The organism is Pseudarthrobacter sp. PH31-O2, from assembly GCF_030063265.1.
In the GTDB taxonomy this organism is placed as follows: Bacteria; Actinomycetota; Actinomycetes; order Actinomycetales; family Micrococcaceae; genus Arthrobacter.
In genome coordinates, this window is record NZ_JASIST010000007.1 from 21,754 (window position 1) to 38,328 (window position 16,575).

Annotated in this window: 17 protein-coding genes and 1 tRNA gene; 15 read left to right on the forward strand and 3 right to left on the reverse strand. The window is 65.6% G+C overall.

Annotated features, from left to right (window positions below):
• Positions 1–2 precede the first annotated feature (2 nt).
• On the reverse strand, positions 3–722 hold the full coding sequence (locus QMG72_RS11870) for a response regulator (protein WP_283480606.1): 720 nt from the start codon (positions 720–722) through the stop codon (positions 3–5).
• The gene (locus QMG72_RS11875; RefSeq protein ID WP_283480609.1) at positions 719–2,407 is read right to left on the reverse strand and encodes a sensor histidine kinase; all 1,689 of its coding nucleotides are present in this window, start codon (positions 2,405–2,407) and stop codon (positions 719–721) included. Before QMG72_RS11875 ends, QMG72_RS11870 begins: the two co-directional genes overlap by 4 nt.
• A 138-nt stretch (positions 2,408–2,545) precedes the next feature.
• On the opposite strand from QMG72_RS11875, the gene QMG72_RS11880 reads away from it, so the two are divergent.
• The 10 genes from QMG72_RS11880 to QMG72_RS11925 all read left to right on the forward strand — a co-directional run bounded on the left by QMG72_RS11880 (position 2,546) and on the right by QMG72_RS11925 (position 12,312).
• Positions 2,546–3,901 (forward strand): cation:dicarboxylate symporter family transporter, encoded by a 1,356-nt coding sequence (locus tag QMG72_RS11880; protein ID WP_283480611.1) that lies wholly within the window; start codon positions 2,546–2,548, stop codon positions 3,899–3,901.
• A 252-nt stretch (positions 3,902–4,153) separates the two neighbouring features.
• Entirely contained in the window at positions 4,154–5,053 is a 900-nt protein-coding gene (locus QMG72_RS11885) for a ParA family protein (RefSeq protein WP_226775993.1), read from the forward strand.
• Positions 5,054–5,061: 8 nt separating this feature from the next.
• Positions 5,062–5,910, forward strand: a complete 849-nt coding sequence (locus QMG72_RS11890; protein WP_226775994.1) for a segregation and condensation protein A — start codon at positions 5,062–5,064, stop codon at positions 5,908–5,910.
• A 104-nt stretch (positions 5,911–6,014) separates the two neighbouring features.
• The gene (gene scpB, locus QMG72_RS11895) at positions 6,015–6,623 is read left to right on the forward strand and encodes an SMC-Scp complex subunit ScpB (protein ID WP_226776015.1); all 609 of its coding nucleotides are present in this window, start codon (positions 6,015–6,017) and stop codon (positions 6,621–6,623) included.
• Positions 6,624–6,734: 111 nt separating this feature from the next.
• On the forward strand, positions 6,735–7,955 hold the full coding sequence (locus QMG72_RS11900; protein WP_283480612.1) for a pseudouridine synthase: 1,221 nt from the start codon (positions 6,735–6,737) through the stop codon (positions 7,953–7,955).
• Position 7,956: 1 nt separating this feature from the next.
• A complete protein-coding gene (locus tag QMG72_RS11905) occupies positions 7,957–9,066 on the forward strand; it encodes a prephenate dehydrogenase (protein ID WP_226775996.1) in 1,110 nt (369 codons plus the stop codon).
• Positions 9,066–9,794, forward strand: a complete 729-nt coding sequence (gene cmk / locus QMG72_RS11910; protein ID WP_283480613.1) for a (d)CMP kinase — start codon at positions 9,066–9,068, stop codon at positions 9,792–9,794. Before QMG72_RS11905 ends, cmk begins: the two co-directional genes overlap by 1 nt.
• A gap of 73 nt (positions 9,795–9,867) precedes the next feature.
• Positions 9,868–10,548, forward strand: coding sequence for a lysophospholipid acyltransferase family protein (locus QMG72_RS11915; RefSeq protein ID WP_283480614.1), 681 nt, complete (start codon positions 9,868–9,870; stop codon positions 10,546–10,548).
• A complete protein-coding gene (gene der / locus QMG72_RS11920) occupies positions 10,545–12,095 on the forward strand; it encodes a ribosome biogenesis GTPase Der (RefSeq protein ID WP_226775999.1) in 1,551 nt (516 codons plus the stop codon). The genes QMG72_RS11915 and der overlap by 4 nt, the downstream gene beginning before the upstream one ends.
• Positions 12,096–12,235: 140 nt before the next feature.
• A tRNA-Pro gene (locus QMG72_RS11925) sits at positions 12,236–12,312 on the forward strand.
• Positions 12,313–12,417: 105 nt separating this feature from the next.
• On the opposite strand, the gene QMG72_RS11930 is transcribed toward QMG72_RS11925, so the two are convergent.
• Positions 12,418–13,287 carry an Fpg/Nei family DNA glycosylase gene (locus QMG72_RS11930; protein WP_226776000.1) on the reverse strand — a complete coding sequence of 290 codons (870 nt, stop codon included), beginning with the start codon at positions 13,285–13,287 and terminating at the stop codon, positions 12,418–12,420.
• A 145-nt stretch (positions 13,288–13,432) separates the two neighbouring features.
• Here QMG72_RS11930 and gcvH point away from each other — a divergent pair, with 145 nt between their 5' ends.
• The 5 genes from gcvH to QMG72_RS11955 all read left to right on the forward strand — a co-directional run bounded on the left by gcvH (position 13,433) and on the right by QMG72_RS11955 (position 16,548).
• The gene (gcvH, locus tag QMG72_RS11935) at positions 13,433–13,819 is read left to right on the forward strand and encodes a glycine cleavage system protein GcvH (protein ID WP_226776001.1); all 387 of its coding nucleotides are present in this window, start codon (positions 13,433–13,435) and stop codon (positions 13,817–13,819) included.
• 151 nt (positions 13,820–13,970) lie between these two features.
• The gene (locus QMG72_RS11940; protein ID WP_282468110.1) at positions 13,971–14,447 is read left to right on the forward strand and encodes an FHA domain-containing protein; all 477 of its coding nucleotides are present in this window, start codon (positions 13,971–13,973) and stop codon (positions 14,445–14,447) included.
• A 23-nt stretch (positions 14,448–14,470) separates the two neighbouring features.
• A complete protein-coding gene (ftsR, locus tag QMG72_RS11945; RefSeq protein WP_226776002.1) occupies positions 14,471–15,187 on the forward strand; it encodes a transcriptional regulator FtsR in 717 nt (238 codons plus the stop codon).
• Entirely contained in the window at positions 15,187–15,690 is a 504-nt protein-coding gene (locus QMG72_RS11950) for a bifunctional nuclease family protein (RefSeq protein WP_226776003.1), read from the forward strand. The genes ftsR and QMG72_RS11950 overlap by 1 nt, the downstream gene beginning before the upstream one ends.
• 261 nt (positions 15,691–15,951) lie before the next feature.
• Positions 15,952–16,548, forward strand: coding sequence for a MerR family transcriptional regulator (locus QMG72_RS11955; RefSeq protein WP_226776004.1), 597 nt, complete (start codon positions 15,952–15,954; stop codon positions 16,546–16,548).
• Positions 16,549–16,575: the final 27 nt, after the last annotated feature.

The window sequence follows — 16,575 nt, forward strand, 5'->3', positions numbered from 1 at the left end:
CGCTAGCCCCCCGGCCGGGTCCAGCGGTATTCGTTCTCCGGCCGGCCCGGTGCGCCATAGCGTGCCGTTCGGGAGACCGTACCGGCGTCGGCGAGGTATTCCAGGTAGCGCCGCGCGGTCACCCGGGACATACCCAGCGCGTCCATTACCTCGCTGGCGGACACCGCACCGGACTGCTGCTTCATAAAATCCTGCACCGCTTCCAGGGTGGACACGGCCAAACCCTTGGGCAAGGGCAGGTCGGAGGGGGCACGCAAGCTCGCGAAAGCCTGGTCCACGTCGCTCTGCGACGGGCCCGGGCCGGTCTGTCCCTCGGCGGGGGAGGCCAGCTGCTGCCGGAAGTGGCGGTAGCTGGTGAGCTTGTCCGCGAAGGTGGCAAAGGTGAACGGTTTGATCAGGTACTGGACCACACCGGTGGCGACGGCACTGCGGACAATGCTCAGTTCCCGCACCGCGGTGATGGCGATGATGTCCGCGAACAGCCCGGCCGCACGCATGCGCCGCGCGATGTCGAGGCCATGCAGGTCCGGCAGGTTCATGTCCAGCAACACCAGCTCCACCGGGGTGCCCGCAGCCGCGAAGTCCGTCATGAGCCGGAGCGCGGACTGTCCGTCCGGGGCCGAGCCGGCCAGCGTGAAGCCCTCCAGCCTGCCGATATATGCGCCGTGGGCGGCTGCCGCGACGGGCTCGTCTTCGACGACGAGTACACGGATTTCGCTCATGGCTTTCCTTCGGTGGTCAGTGGTTCCGGCGTCGCTGCCGCCGGTGCGGCTGGCAGCGTGACGCGGAACATCGCCCCGGCGGGGCTGGTGATCGTCATGGTACCGCCGAGCCGCAGCACCGCCTGGCGGACCAGGGCCAGGCCAAGGCCGCGCCCGAACGGACCGGGTGTTTTGGTGCTGAAGCCGTGCCGGAAAATGTCTTCCACAGCCTGCGGATCGATTCCGGGCCCACTGTCCTCCACAGTGATTTCAAGGGACCCTGTTGATGCTGCCACAGTGAGCTCCACGAGTTTCGGGGCCGGCGCCTCGGCCGCCGCATCGATGGCGTTGTCCAGCAGATTACCCAGGATCGCCACGAGGTCCTGCACGGCCAGGCCGGTCGCAGCGGATGATCCCGTCCCCGTCCCCGCTGTGGTGAGGGCCAATTCGACGCCCCGCTCATGGGCCTCGGCGGCCTTGCCCATAATGAGGGCGCCGAGCACGGGCTCATCGATCGAGCTCACCACGTCATCGGTCAGCCGCTGGCTCAGTTCGAGGTCCTGGGTAGCGAATTCCAGGGCTTCGGTGCCGCGCCCCAGCTCCATCAGGGAAACAATCGTATGCAGCCGGTTGGCGTGCTCGTGGGTCTGGGCCCGCAGGGCATCCGAGAGTGTGCGCATGGTTTCCAGCTCGCTGCCGAGGGATTCGATTTCGGTGCGGTCGCGGATGGTGGCCACGGTGCCATAGACGGGCGGGCCGGTGCGTCCCCGGGCAGAAACCGGACCGATGGCCGGCCCCTGGTTCACCACAAGAACCCGCGAGCCGGTCAGGTGGATCTCGTCCAGCGCGGTCCGGCCCGATTCGAACAGCTCCCCGAGGCTCGGGGCCAGCGGGAGCTCAGCGAGCGACGGCGCCTCCTGCCGCACGCCGTCGGCGGACGTGCCTTCGTCGTCGGACGCCCGGCGGGTGAGGCCCAGCAGTTCCGCGGCCTGGTCGTTGTACATCACGACCTTGCCTTGGGGATCAATCAGGATGACGCCTTCCCGGACCGAGTGGAGGACCGATTCGTAGTACGCAAATAGCTGGGCGAGCTGCTCCGGTCCCCAGCCGCGGGTGACCTGCCTCAGATACCGCCCCAGCAGCCAGGACGCCACCGAGCCGCCAGCGAGGAGGGCCAATCCGATCGCCAGCAGCGCCGGAAGCCTGCCGGAGACGGCGATGTCCACGGTCCGGACGGTCACACCGGCCGCAACCAGCGCCCGGACGGTCCCGTCCGCGTCCTTGACCGGGACGATGGTGCGTACTGATGGTCCCAGGGTTCCGGCAGTGATTTCGGTGAAGATCCGGCCCTCGAGGGCCGGATCGATGGAGCCGATGTAGGGCTTCCCGAGTTCTTCCGCCCGGGGGTGGGTCCACCGGGTGCGGTCCGGTGCCATGATCGTGATGAAATCCGCCTGGGCATCCTCCATGACCTTCAGGGCATACGGCTGCAACAGGGCGGTGGGATTCGCGTCCCCTGCCGCCGCCAGCACCAGGGGGTTGTCCGCCACAGCGGTCGCGACGCCGGCCATCCGCCGGCCCGCCTCGTAATAGGCGTGATCGCGTGCGTCAACGAAGGTGGCAGTGCCGACGATGGCCGTCAGGGCCAGCATAAAGAGCAAGTGGGCCACAAACAGCCGTCTGGCGATGCTCCAGCGGTGGATCATCAACACCTTCCATGACCAATATGAACGCAACGGTGATGCGCGTCACTGCATCCCCAATGATGGTGGAACACGCAGAACGGACGCGGTGGGCCCACAGCCTGCGCCACACCAACGTCCAGCCTATCCAAGGAGAACACCATGACCTCTCAACGAGGAGAGTCGGCGGCGTTGACCGCGACGCCGGTCAAGAAGCGCAAGAGGCTCGACAAGTCCCATTATCTTTACATGGCGGTAATTGTGGCCGTCGTCCTCGGCGCTCTCATCGGGCTGTTGTTCCCCGAGGTCGGCAAGTCCTTGAAGCCGTTGGGTGACGGGTTCATCAAACTCATCAAGATGATGATTGCGCCGATCATCTTCTGCACGATCGTGCTGGGCATTGGCTCCATCGCCAAGGCCGCCACCGTCGGCAAAGTCGGGGGACTGGCCCTGGGCTACTTTATGGTGATGTCCACCTTTGCGCTCGCCATCGGCCTCGTCGTCGGCAACCTGATCCATCCCGGAGAGGGCCTTAAGCTCGCGCCCTATGATCCCAACAAAAAGGCCGCTACGGACAGCACTGTCGACTTCCTGCTCGGCATCATCCCGTCCGACATTCCCGTGCTGCCGACTCTCTTCGCGGCGATCCTGGTCGGCTTCGCCCTCCAGCGGATGGGTCCGCAGGGCGTCCCGATCCTCAAGGCCATCAGCCACGGCCAGGTCCTGGTCTTCCGCATCCTCATCATGATCATGTGGGTGGCGCCGGTGGGTGCGTTCGGTGCGATTGCCGCCGTTGTCGGTGCCACCGGAGTCCAGGCCATTGTCGGTATGGCTACGTTGATGATTGCCTTCTACATCACCTGTGCCCTGTTCATTGTCGTCATCCTGGGCGGACTGCTTCAGGTGATCGCCGGCGTCAACATCTTCCGGCTGATGAGGTACCTGGGCCGCGAGTACCTGCTGATCTTCTCCACCTCATCCTCCGAAGCGGCACTGCCCCGCCTGATCGCCAAAATGGAACACCTCGGGGTGTCCAAGCCTGTCGTTGGCGTCACGGTCCCGACCGGTTACTCCTTCAACCTGGACGGCACGGCCATCTACCTGACGATGGCGTCGCTGTTCGTCGCCAACGCCATGGGCACACCGCTGGACCTCGGCGCCCAGATTTCCCTGCTGGTCTTTATGATCATCGCCTCCAAGGGCGCAGCCGGCGTCACCGGTGCCGGCCTGGCCACCCTGGCCGCAGGCCTCCAGGCGCATGCGCCGCAACTGCTGGGCGGCGTCGGCATGATCGTGGGCATTGACCGCTTTATGTCCGAGGCCCGCGCCCTGACCAACTTCACCGGCAACGCCGTCGCCACGGTGCTGATCGGCACCTGGGTGAAGGAGATCGACGGCGGACAGCTTGAGCGGGTCCTTTCCGGAACCGAACCTTTCAACGAGCAGACCATGCTGGCCGGACACGGCGCCCCGCAGGAAGCCGCTGCGTCGGCCCAGCCTGTTCCGGCCAACGCCTGAGCCGTTCCGCAACCCGCGAGTGACCTGCTGGAACCGCCCGGACGCCGCAAGGTGTCCGGGCGGTTTTTTGCGTCGCGCCGGTAACCTTCGACTTCTACCAGAGGGTTGAGGCTCAAAAGACGGCGGCTGTCAAGGTCCACTGAATACCGTGTCGGTGGCTGTAACCTTGGGTGGAACAGGACAGGCGCTGGAAGTCCAGCGGCAGCATTGTCAAGCACAACAATCACCGTCATCGAAAGTGTGGATAGATACGTGAGCAGCGAACAGGGTTCAGCAACTCTGGAAGGCACCGAACTCGATCTGGAAGACGCCGTTATGGGCCCCACCGGGCGCCCTCAACGCGACTTTCCGGAGCCCGCACCGCTGTCTTCCCACGGTCCTGCACGGGTCATCGCCATGGTGAACCAGAAGGGCGGAGTGGGTAAAACCACCTCCACCATCAACCTTGCTGCGGCGCTCGCGGAATTCGGCCGCCGGGTGCTGGTGGTGGATTTCGACCCCCAGGGTGCCCTGTCCGCCGGCCTCGGCATCAACCCGCACGAACTGGACCTCACGGTCTACAACGTTTTGATGGACCGCAAGGTGGACATCCGCGACGCTATCCACAAGACCGGCGTCGACAATCTGGACCTGCTCCCGGCCAACATCGACCTCTCCGCCGCGGAAGTGCAGCTCGTTAATGAAGTGGCCCGGGAGCAGGTGCTGGACCGGGCCCTGAAGAAGGTTGAGGACGACTACGACATCGTGCTGATCGACTGCCAGCCGTCACTGGGCCTGCTTACCGTTAACGCGCTGACGGCCGCCCACGGGGTCATCATCCCGCTGATCTGCGAGTTCTTTGCCCTGCGTGCCGTCGCCCTGCTGGTGGAGACCATCGACAAGGTCCAGGACCGGTTGAATCCCAGGCTCCAGGTCGACGGCGTCCTTGCCACCATGTATGACGCCCGCACCCTGCACAGCCGGGAGGTGATCTCCCGCCTGGTGGAGGCTTTTGGCGACAAGGTCTTCGAGACGGTTATCAAGCGGTCCATCAAGTTCGCGGACGCTACCGTCGCCGCCGAGCCCATCACCAGCTACGCCGGAAACCACATCGGCGCAGACGCTTACCGCAACCTGGCCAAGGAACTCATCTCGCGCGGCGGCGCACCCTAGCCAGGACCGTGGCAGAAACAGGCGTTCCGGCGGCGGAGCCCGCGCCGGCCGGGAAGAAGCCGGGGTTCGAGGTCCGGCTGGCCAACTTCACCGGCCCCTTCGATCTGCTCCTGGGGCTGATTTCCAAACATCAGCTGGACATTACCGAGGTGGCGCTTTCCACCGTCACCGATGAGTTCATCAAGTACATCAAGCGGCTGCAGAACCTGGGCGAAGAGTGGGCACTTGACGAAGCCAGTGAATTCCTCGTCATCGCCGCCACGCTGCTCGACCTGAAGGCGGCGAGGCTATTACCGGCCGGCGAAGTTGAGGACGAGGAAGACATTGCATTGCTGGAAGCCCGCGATCTGCTGTTCGCCCGGCTCCTGCAGTACAAGGCGTTCAAGCAGGTGGCCGGAATGATGGGCGCCACCCTGGCACTCGAGGCCGGGCGCTATCCGCGGCAGGTCGCGCTGGAGGGGCATTTCGCTGCCCTGCTCCCGGAGCTCCTCTGGCGGCACACCCCGCAGCAGTTTGCCGGCCTTGCGGAGGCCGCGTTCAAGCCGAGGGAAGCCGCACCTTCCGTCGTGGGCCTCGCCCACCTCCACGGCACAGCCGTCAGCGTCAAGGAGCAGGCCGAACTCCTGGGCCGGCGGCTGCAACACGGCACCCCGCTTACCTTCCGGGCCTTGATCGCCGACGCCGAATCAACGCTTGTGGTGGTGGCCCGGTTCCTGGCGTTGCTGGAGCTGTTCCGGGACAAAGCGGTGGCTTTTGAACAGCTGCTCCCGCTGGGGGACCTGACGGTCCGCTGGAGCGCCGACGGCGGGGCCTGGAGCAGCACCAACCTGAGTGACGAATATGAGGAGCAGCCGTGAACCAGACCCGACCGGGACAAGCAGCCGGACAGGCATCCGCCGGGGCAGGCGAAACACCGGCAGAAAAGGACACCGCAGACGAGGCAGGTGCCGACCTCGGCAGCATGCCCGGCGGTGCCCGCGCGGCACTCGAAGCGATCCTGATGGTCATCGACCAGCCTGCGACGGCGGCCGAGCTTGCCGCGGGACTGCACGTGAGCGTCGAGGTCGTCGAGGAACTGCTGGCGGAGCTGCAGCGGGACTACAACGGTTATACTGTTAATGCCCCGGCTGTGGACGACGCCAGTTTCATCGGTTTCACTTCCACCCCCCGGGGTTTTGAATTGCGGAATGTCGCCGGAGGCTGGCGGATCTATTCCCGCGCAGAGTTCGCCGACATTGTGGGCGGGTTTGTGCTGGAAGGACAGACAGCCAGGCTGACGCAGGCGGCGCTCGAAACGCTCGCCGTCATTGCTTACCGCCAGCCTGTTTCCCGGGCGCGGGTCTCTGCAATTCGAGGAGTTAACGTTGACTCTGTTGTGCGGACGCTGACACAGCGGGGGCTGATCGGGGACTCGGGAACCGATCCCGAATCCGGGGCCATCCTCTACCGTACGACGTCGTATTTCCTGGAGCGGATGGGAATCGGCTCGGTGGCGGAACTGCCGCAACTTTCCCCGCATCTTCCGGGGCTGGAAGGCATCGACGAGTTTTACGACGCAGCAAGAATGTAAGCAGGAGCAACTTCCTGCGCACGAGTATCCACCGGGGCAGAGGGTTTTTGCCCCTGCTGGCGGGTGCTGTCGGGAGACAGCGGCCGTTGGTCAACAAACGAAGGACGGGTCATGACACAGGCGGGACGCCAGGGTTCACCACGTAACAGTTCGGGACGCAACAGCGCCGGACAAAATTCCGCGCAGGGCTCCGGTCGCGGCGCGCAGGGCGGAGCCGGCCGCAGCGGCGGGGCCGGCTTCAAGGGCGGCGGAGACCGCCCCTTCAAACGACCAAAGCCCCGCGAAGAGGCCTTCATCGATCCGGACCTGCAAGGTCCCGACGGCACACCCGCGGCGAGCCGCCCGGCAGCTTCCGGAGAGTGGAAGTCCAAGCCGCCGTCCGGCAAGGAGGCAGCCCGCAAGGCTGCGGCCCGCAAGCCCGGGTCCGGCAAAGCCCCAGGCAGCCCCGGCGCGTTGAAGCCCAAGCCGCGCACCGGTGCCGCGAAGTTCGCCGGCCCCCGTGCTTTCGGCAGCGAACGCTTCGGCCAGAACCTCGGTCCGGTACGCAAACCGGCCCGCAAGCGCGGCCCCCGCGCCGAGGTTCCCCAGTCCGAGGTGCACGACCAGGACGGCACCCGCCTCCAGAAGGTTATGGCATCGGCCGGCGTCGCCTCACGGCGTGTCTGCGAAGAAATGATCGCCGAAGGCCGGGTGGAGGTCGACGGGCAGGTCGTCACCGAGCTTGGCGTCCGCGTTGACCCGAAGACCGCGGTGATCCACGTCGACGGACTCCGCATCCAGCTGGACGAGAACATGGTCTACATGGTGTTCAACAAGCCCAAGGGCGTTGTCTCCACGATGGAAGATCCGGACGGCCGTCCCTGCGTCAGCGACTTCGTCCGCAACCACCATGGCGAACGGCTCTTCCACGTCGGGCGTCTCGACGTGGCTACCGAGGGCCTGTTGCTGCTGACAAACGACGGCGAACTCGCCAACCGCCTGACACACCCGTCCTACGAAGTCCCCAAGACCTACCTTGTGCAGGTCCGCGGGCCGTTCCCGCAGGGCATCGGCGCCGAGCTTAAAGCCGGCGTCGAACTTGAAGACGGCATCGCGTCGGTTGACTCCTTTAAGCTTGTGGACTCCACCCCGGGCCACGTGCTGATCGAGGTTGTGCTGCACTCGGGCAAAAACCGGATCGTTCGGCGCCTCTTCGACGCCGTCGGTTTCCCGGTGCTCCGGCTGGTCCGCGTCAAGGTTGGCCCGATTGGCCTGGGCGACCAGCGCCAAGGCAGCATCCGCAACCTCGGCAAGCAGGAAGTCGGCCACCTGCTGGCATCCGTAGGGCTCTAGCATGTCCGCCTTTCGCACCCACGGCCGCGGCCACGTCAACGGTCCGGTGGTGGTCGTGGGCACCGGACTCCTGGGCACCAGCATCGGGCTGGGGCTGAGGGGCCGCGGCGTCGCCGTTTTCCTCTCCGACCCGTCGCCCACCAACCAGGCCGTCGCCGTGGACATCGGTGCCGGCTTGCCCTTGGCGCGCCTGGCTGGCGCGCAGCCCCAACTCGTGGTGGTCGCCGCGCCGCCGGATGTCACGGCCGATGTGGTGGAACGGGCCCTCACGGACTACCCCGAAGCGACAGTTGTGGACATCGCCAGCGTGAAGGCCGGGATCCAGTCCGAGCTCCGTGGCCGCGGAGCCGACCTCCGCCGCTACGTGGGCACCCACCCGATGGCTGGCCGGGAAAAGTCCGGTCCCGTCGCTGCCCGCGGCGAGCTTTTTACCTCCATGCCATGGGTCCTGTGCCCCTCGGCGGAGACACAGCCCGACGCGCTGGAGGCAGCGCGTGCGCTGGCATCGGACCTCGGCGCCGTTGTGTCCGAATTCGGGGCCGAGGAGCACGACGAGGCGGTTGCCCTGGTCTCGCACGTGCCGCAGGTAGTGGCTTCGCTCGTCGCCAGCCGGCTGCAGGGCACGCCCCTGCACGCGCTGTCCCTCGCCGGCAACGGACTGCGGGACGTGACCCGGATCGCGGCGAGTGATCCGACCCTTTGGGTGCAGATTCTCGGTGCGAACGCGGACAAGGTGGTGGCGATCCTGCACGGCGTCCGTGCGGACCTCAACCGGGTCATCGGCACGCTCGAGGAGCCGACTGCACCCGGCGCCCGGCTCGATCTTGCCCAATTGATCAGCGAAGGCAACGCCGGCCAGTCCCGCATTCCGGGCAAGCATGGCGGACCCCCGCAGGCATATTCCTGGCTGACGGTCCTCGTGGACGACACCCCCGGACAGATCGCCCGGCTCCTGACGGAGATCGGCGAGATCGGCGTCAACCTTGAGGACCTCCGGCTGGACCACTCTTCGGGGCAGAACGTGGGAATGGTGGAAATCTCAGTTCTGCCGAACAAACACGAACTGCTTATCGAAGCCCTCAACGACCGCGGATGGCGGGTACTCCAGTAATGACCCAAGAACTCATTAACACCGAGGAAGTCCTCCGCCCCGGAAAAAGCCTTGTCGTCGCCATCGACGGGCCGTCCGGGTCGGGCAAATCCAGCGTCAGCAAAGAGGTGGCACACCGACTCCGGCTGGCCTACCTGGACACCGGCGCCATGTACCGTGCGCTGACCTGGTTCTGCCTGGACAACGGCACGGACCTGCACGACGGGGCGGCCGTCGAGGCTGCCGCCAGGGGCCTTCCGCTGGAAATCAGCACGGGACCGCTGGACGAATACGTCCGGGTCGGCGGTGCCGACGTTACGCTCGCAATCCGCGAGCCGGCGATATCCGCCGCCGTCAGCACCGTCGCGACCACCCTCGGCGCCCGCACCGAACTGATCCGCCGGCAGCGTGAGCTGATCGAAACCCACCACCGCCGCATGGTGGTCGAAGGCCGGGACATCACTACCGTGGTCGCACCGCATGCCGAAGTGCGGATGCTGCTCACCGCGAGCGAGGAGGCGCGCCTGCGCCGCCGGGGGATCCAGCTCGGCGGCAGCCAGAGCGCCGAACAGCTCGCCGCCCAGGTCACCCGGCGCGATGAGAAGGACTCGACAGTGGTGAACTTCACCCGGGCTGCAGACGGTGTGGTGACGCTGGACTCCTCGGAGCTGGATTTCGCCGAGACCGTCGAGGCCGCCCTCAGCATCGTCAACAGCGTTGTCAACCACCGGGCCCCCCGCCTTGACTGAGCCCGGGCAGCGGCAGCCGGACCGCGCCGGAACAGCGGTACCGGCCCGTTGGACGACGGTCTGGAGCCGGCCCGTGGGTTGGGTTCTGGACCACGTCCTTTACCGGACCTCCGTCAGCGGCCGGTCGAATGTCCCGGCGACGGGCCCGGTGATTTTCGCCGCCAACCACATCAGCTTCCTGGACGGACCGGTGATGTTCGGGGCGGCCCCTCGTGCCATGCACATCCTGGTCAAGCAGGAAATGTTCAGCGGCTTCCTTGGCCGGGTGCTCCTTGCCTCCGGCCAGCTGGCCGTGGACCGCGGGGGCGACCGTGCGGCCCTGCTCACAGCCAAAGAGGTGCTGGACGCCGGACGGTGCATCGGCATCCTTCCGGAAGGCACCCGGGGGAGCGGAGAAGCGGCCGCCATCAACAAGGGGGTCGCCTGGCTTGCACTGAATTCCGGTGCGACAGTGGTCCCGGTGGCCATCCTTGGCACCAGGACAGGAAGCGAACACCTCGACGCCGTTCCGCGGTTTCGCCGCCGGCTGCAGGTGAGCTTCGGCGGAGCGCTCAATGTCAGCCGCAGGCCCGGTGAGACCGGCCGTGTTTCAATGGACAGGGCCGGAAGCGAGATCCGCGCCGCGCTGGCGCGCCACGTCCAGGACACGATCCAGAAAACCGGGCAGCCCTTGCCCGACGCGGACTCCCCGCAAGAATTCCATACAGCAGTAGCCGGGACGCCGGCAGATCACCCCATAAGGAAAGTGCAATGAGCGATACGACTCAAACATCCGGCCAATTTGGCGCCGGCGAAGACGAATACACGCCCACCGGCACGGACCAGGTGGCCGAGCACCTTGCCGCCCTGGACGACGACGAAGCAGAGCTGCGTGCGGCCTCACTCCGGGCTGGCCTGGACGATTACGAGCTGGACGAAGACGACGCTGCCCTGCTGAGCGGCGAGTACGACGACGAGGACTTCGACGGCCCGGTCAAGCTTGATCCGGTCCTGGCCATCATCGGCCGGCCCAACGTGGGCAAGTCCACCCTGGTGAACCGTATCCTCGGCCGGCGCGAAGCAGTGGTGGAAGACACCCCCGGCGTTACACGCGACCGGGTGATGTACTCGGCGACCTGGAACGGCCGGAACTTCACTGTTGTCGACACCGGCGGCTGGGAGCACGACGCGCGGGGCATCCACGCCCGCGTCGCCGAGCAGGCCGAGATGGCCGTGGAACTCGCCGACGCGGTCCTGTTCGTCGTCGACTCTGCCGTTGGTGCCACCGCTACGGACGAGGCAGTCGTGAAAATGCTGCGCAAGTCCAAGAAGCCGGTCATTATGGTGGCCAACAAGGTGGACGACTTCGCCCAGGAAGCCGATTCGGCAACCCTGTGGGGCCTGGGCTTCGGTGAGCCGTATCCGGTCTCGGCCCTTCATGGCCGCGGTGTTGCCGACCTCCTTGACCATGTGATGGACACTCTTCCGGAGTTTTCCACCATCGAAGGCCTGGAGCGCTCCGGTGGCCCGCGCCGCATCGCCCTGATTGGCCGGCCCAACGTGGGCAAGTCCTCGCTGCTGAACAAGCTGGCCGGTTCCGAGCGCGTTGTGGTGGACAACACCGCAGGCACCACCCGGGACCCGGTCGATGAGTTCATTGAACTTGGCGACCGCACCTGGCGCTTTGTGGATACCGCCGGTATCCGCCGCCGCCAGCACATGGCACAGGGCGCCGACTTCTACGCCTCGCTGCGGACCCAGAGCGCCCTCGAAAAAGCGGAGGTCGCCGTGGTGCTCCTCGCCGTCGACGAAGTGCTCAGCGAGCAGGATGTCCGCATCCTGCAGCTTGCCATCGAGTCCGGCCGGGCCCTGGTCCTCGCATTCAACAAGTGGGACCTGCTCGACGACGAACGCCGCACCTACCTTGAGCGTGAAATAGAACAAGACCTGGCGCACGTCGCGTGGGCTCCCCGGGTCAACATCTCTGCGAAGACCGGCTGGCACAAGGACAGGCTCGTTCCTGCCCTGGACACCGCCCTGGAAAGCTGGGACAAGCGCATCGCGACCGGCCGGCTCAACGCTTTCCTGGGTGAACTGGTGGCCGCACACCCGCACCCGGTCCGCGGCGGCAAGCAGCCCCGGATCCTGTTCGGCACCCAGGCTTCCAGCCGTCCGCCGAAGTTCGTGCTCTTCACCACCGGATTCCTGGACCCCGGCTACCGCCGCTTTATCACCCGCCGGCTGCGCGAAACGTTCGGGTTCGAGGGCACACCGATCGAGGTCAACATGCGGGTGCGTGAAAAGCGCGGCAAGAAGCGCTAATTGGGACACAGCCGGCCCGTGACATTCTCAAAGTGTCACGGGCACCCTCCGGAATCGTGTAAGCTTTTGGAGGTGGTTCGGCCGGACTGCTCAGATGAAATCGCACAGATGACGTCGAGGGCGGAGAACGGCGGAATCAGCGGGCTGTAGCGCAGCTTGGTAGCGCACTTGACTGGGGGTCAAGGGGTCGCAGGTTCAAATCCTGTCAGCCCGACCAACAGAAAGTACCCCGCCGTTCCTGAGGCTTAAGGAACGGCGGGGTTTTCTGTTTCCCCGGGGCTTCCGGGCGGCGGTGCCGGCAGCGGCGCCGCTGCCGGCGGGGCTACTTCAGGAAACGCGACGTCCGGCGGTCAGCCAGCACCTTTCCGTGCGTCTGGCATCCGGGACAGTACTGCAGGGAAGTGTCAGCAAAGGACACTTCACGGACGGTATCCCCGCACACAGGGCACGTTTCCCCGGTCCGGCCATGGACCCGCAGGTGGCTCCGTTTGGTGTCCTTGAGTTCGTTCGGCGCTTTGCCGCGCGCTTCCCGCAGCGCTGAGCCAAGAACGCCGTGGATGGCGTCGTAGAGACGCTGGACCTCGTCCCGGTCCAGCGAGCTGGCAAGGGCGAAGGGCGACGTCCGGGCCGCATGCAGAATCTCGTCGCTGTAGGCATTTCCGATGCCGGCAATGATGCCCTGGCTGCGCAGGACACCCTTGATCTGCCGGGAACTGGAGCTGAGGATGCCCGCCAGAGAATCAACGTCGAAGCCGGGACTGAACGGATCCGGTCCCAGCGCGGCGATCCCTGGAACCTCGTGCGGATCCCGGACCAGGTAGACCGCGAGGGCCTTTTTGCTGCCGGCCTCGGTCAAGTCCAGGGCCAGCGGGCCGGTGCCGCCGGAAAAGGACAGCCGCGCCGCAATGTACCCCTTTCCCATCTTCAGCGGGGCGTCGGTGGGAGCATCGGTGAAGCGGACCCAGCCGGCGCGTGCCAGGTGAAAGACGAAGAACAGCCCCTCGGCCTCCAGGCTGATGAACTTTCCGAAGCGGCCGACCCCCGTCACGGTCCGGCCCGCCAGCCCCGAAACAGGGGGATCTGCGGTTTTGAGCACCGCGACGGAGGCGATTTGGATCTTCGAGACTTCAGCGCCGAGCAGGCGCCCGGCCAGGAAGTCCGCCAGGGCCGCCACTTCAGGAAGTTCGGGCATTAACTAGCCGATTCCGGCGTGTTCCGTCATTGCCCCATCATGGCAGAGACCTGCCGGTCCCGGCCGGATATGCCTATACTTTCAGCGGCGGGCTGTTCACGTGACCGCCGCCGCCTTTGGTGTTTGACCCGATGAAAGGCCCATCATGAGCAACATTCCCGAAGAGCTGTCCTACACGGCGGAGCACGAGTGGGTTTCCGCCCCGAACGCCGACGGTGTTGTGCGTGTCGGTATCACTGATTTTGCCCAGGACGCCCTGGGGGACGTTGTTTATGCCCAGATGCCGGAGGCCGGCGCCGCGGTCAAGGCAAACGAGGTCGTCGGTGAAGTTGAGTCCACCAAAAGCGTGAGTGACATCTACGCCCCGGTTTCCGGCGAAGTAGTGTCCCGCAACGAGGCCCTGGACACCGATTCCGCCCTGATCAATTCGGATCCGTACGGTGAGGGCTGGCTGCTGGAAATCAAGCTTGCGGACGCCGACGCGATCGAGTCGCTGCTCAGTGCATCGGAGTACGAACAGCAGGTAGGCTAAAGCCAAGGCCATTCGGGCCGGGCCGTTCGAACAGTTGCTGGGAAGCCAGCCCCTGAACGGCCCGCCGGGGGCCGAATCCCGGGCTTGCAGGGCCTGTCCGGACGGCATGCGTTGTTTGCAGGGGGGACACCTGCAACGAATGGAGGAATCAATGTTTGGGAACGAACGCAACACCACCGGTGACGGCAGCGGCACGGGTGCACTGAAGGCGTCGGATACCACGTCGATCAACCTCACACCGGTCCACGATGAACCGAGCGTCGCCCCGAATCTCTCGGTCGAGGAACGGACCGCCGCTGAGGCGCTGCCGTACGGCTCAGCCCTGCTGGTTGCGCACAGCGGTCCCAATACCGGCGCCCGGTTCCTGCTCGATTCCGATGTCACTACGGCGGGCCGGCACCCGGACGCCGACATCTTCCTCGATGACGTCACAGTCTCCCGCCGGCACGTGGAGTTCCGCCGAACGGCGCGCAGCTTCGAGGTCGTTGATACCGGGAGCCTGAATGGCACGTACGTGAACCACGACCGAGTCGACAGCGTCGAACTGAAGTCCGGCAACGAAGTGCAGATCGGGAAGTTCCGACTCACCTTCTACCTGAGCCCTGCCCGCGCAGCAGGCAACGTCTGATTCCGGGGTAGTTGCCTGTGGCCATGGCACAACCGGAACGGCGCGGACCCCAGGTTCTGAACATCGGGGAAGTCCTGGCTCAGTTGAGCGACGACTTTCCGAGCATGACCGCGTCAAAAATACGCTTCCTTGAGGAAAAGGGGCTGATCAACCCCCAGCGCACCCCGGCCGGTTACCGGCAGTACGCCGACAGTGATGTCGAAAGGCTGCGCTTTGTGCTGGCCCTGCAGCGTGACCAGTACCTGCCGTTGAAGGTCATCAAGGATTACCTGGATGCGATCGACCGCGGCGAACGGCCAGACAATCTGCCGCCAGGGGTGACCGTCTCGCCCCGGATTGTCTCGGAGGAGCTCGCTGCTGAACTGCACAACCGGGTCCGTCGGCTTAGTGCGGAACAGCTCCGGGCCGAGTCCGGTGCCAGTGTTGCGCTGCTTGAATCGCTCCTGAGCTTTGGCCTGATCGGCCACGTCGACGGTAACTTCGATGAGCACGCCCTCCAGGTGGCACGCGCCTGCGTCCAGCTCGAGGGACACGGTCTGGAACCGCGGCACCTGCGCCCATTCCAGGCCGCCGCCGAACGCGAGTTCGGGCTGGTGGAGCGTGCGGTGTCCACTTTGACCTCCCGCAAGGATGCAGCCTCCCAAGCCCGCGCCGCCGAGGCCGCCCGGGAGATCAGCGAATTGTGTCTGACGCTGCACCGGGCCTTGGTCCAGGATCGCATTTCGAGGATGGACAGCTGATGATTGAGGTCGAAATTGTCGGCGTGCGGATTGAGCTTCCCTCCAACCAGCCCCTCGTCCTGCTGCGTGAGATCCACGGGGAGCGGCATGTGCCGATCTGGATCGGCACCCCTGAGGCCAGCGCCATCGCCCTGGCCCAGCAGGGGGTTGTGCCGCCGCGGCCCATGACGCATGACCTGCTGATCGACGTCGTCGAATCCCTCGGCCACACGATCGTCAGTGTGAACATTGTGGCCGTGGAAGACAACATCTTCTACGGGCAGCTTCAGTTCGAAAACGGGACCACCGTTAGCTCCCGCGCCTCCGATGCCCTGGCATTGGCCCTCCGGGCCAAGTGCCGGATCTGGTGCGCCGACGCCGTGATGGAAGAGGCCGGTGTCCGGATTGCCGAACATGACGAGGGTGAGGACACCCAGGCGGGTCCTGCCGTCGACGAAGAGGGTGAGCTGCGCCGGTTCCGGGAGTTCCTGGACGACGTGGAACCCGAAGATTTTGCGGGCTAATGTCACGCTAAGGTTAAAGTTGAGGATGAAAGTTTCGACACGCCCCCGGAATACCCCGAACGTCTTTGACCTTGGGCCGCGGCAGGCCTAACGTCGGAGTAGAAGTTCCCGTTGCACGCAGGCAGCCACTGGGCTCACACTGGGAGGTGCGGCCCCGGCAGAATCACTCTCATGGATTTTATCCGTCCGTGTGATGTTCAAGTAGGAATAACCGGTTGTTGCTGCAATTTCCGCAGGGGAGCCATAACAAGGAGGATCCACGTGAGTCCGAAAGGCGAAGCAGGCGAGCTCAAGCAGCCCCCGGCAGCTGGTGCGGCCATGCCCGCCAGCGGTTCCCAGGGCCTGCTGTTCACCGAGGATCTTCCAGTGCTGGATGAGGATGCGGGCTATCGGGGCCCGACGGCCTGCAAGGCAGCCGGCATCACCTACCGTCAACTGGACTACTGGGCGCGTACCGGGCTGGTGGAGCCTGCCGTCCGCGGTGCCGCCGGTTCGGGTTCCCAGCGCCTATACGGTTTCCGTGACATCCTGGTCCTCAAAGTCGTCAAGCGCCTCCTGGACACCGGCGTGTCTCTCCAGCAGATTCGCTCGGCCGTCGAGCATCTCCGGGAGCGCGGCGTCGAGGACCTCGCCCAGATCACCCTCATGAGCGACGGTGCCAGTGTGTACGAGTGCACCTCGGCAGACGAAGTCATTGACCTGGTCCAGGGCGGACAAGGCGTCTTCGGGATCGCCGTCGGCCGGGTCTGGCGCGAAGTTGAGGGCAGCCTCGCGGCTCTTCCCAGTGAACACGTCAGTGATCTCTCGTTCCCCGACGACGAACTCAGCAAGCGGCGGGCCACCCGCAAGATCAGTTAAGTTCCGCTAGCACAACAAAGGCCGCCT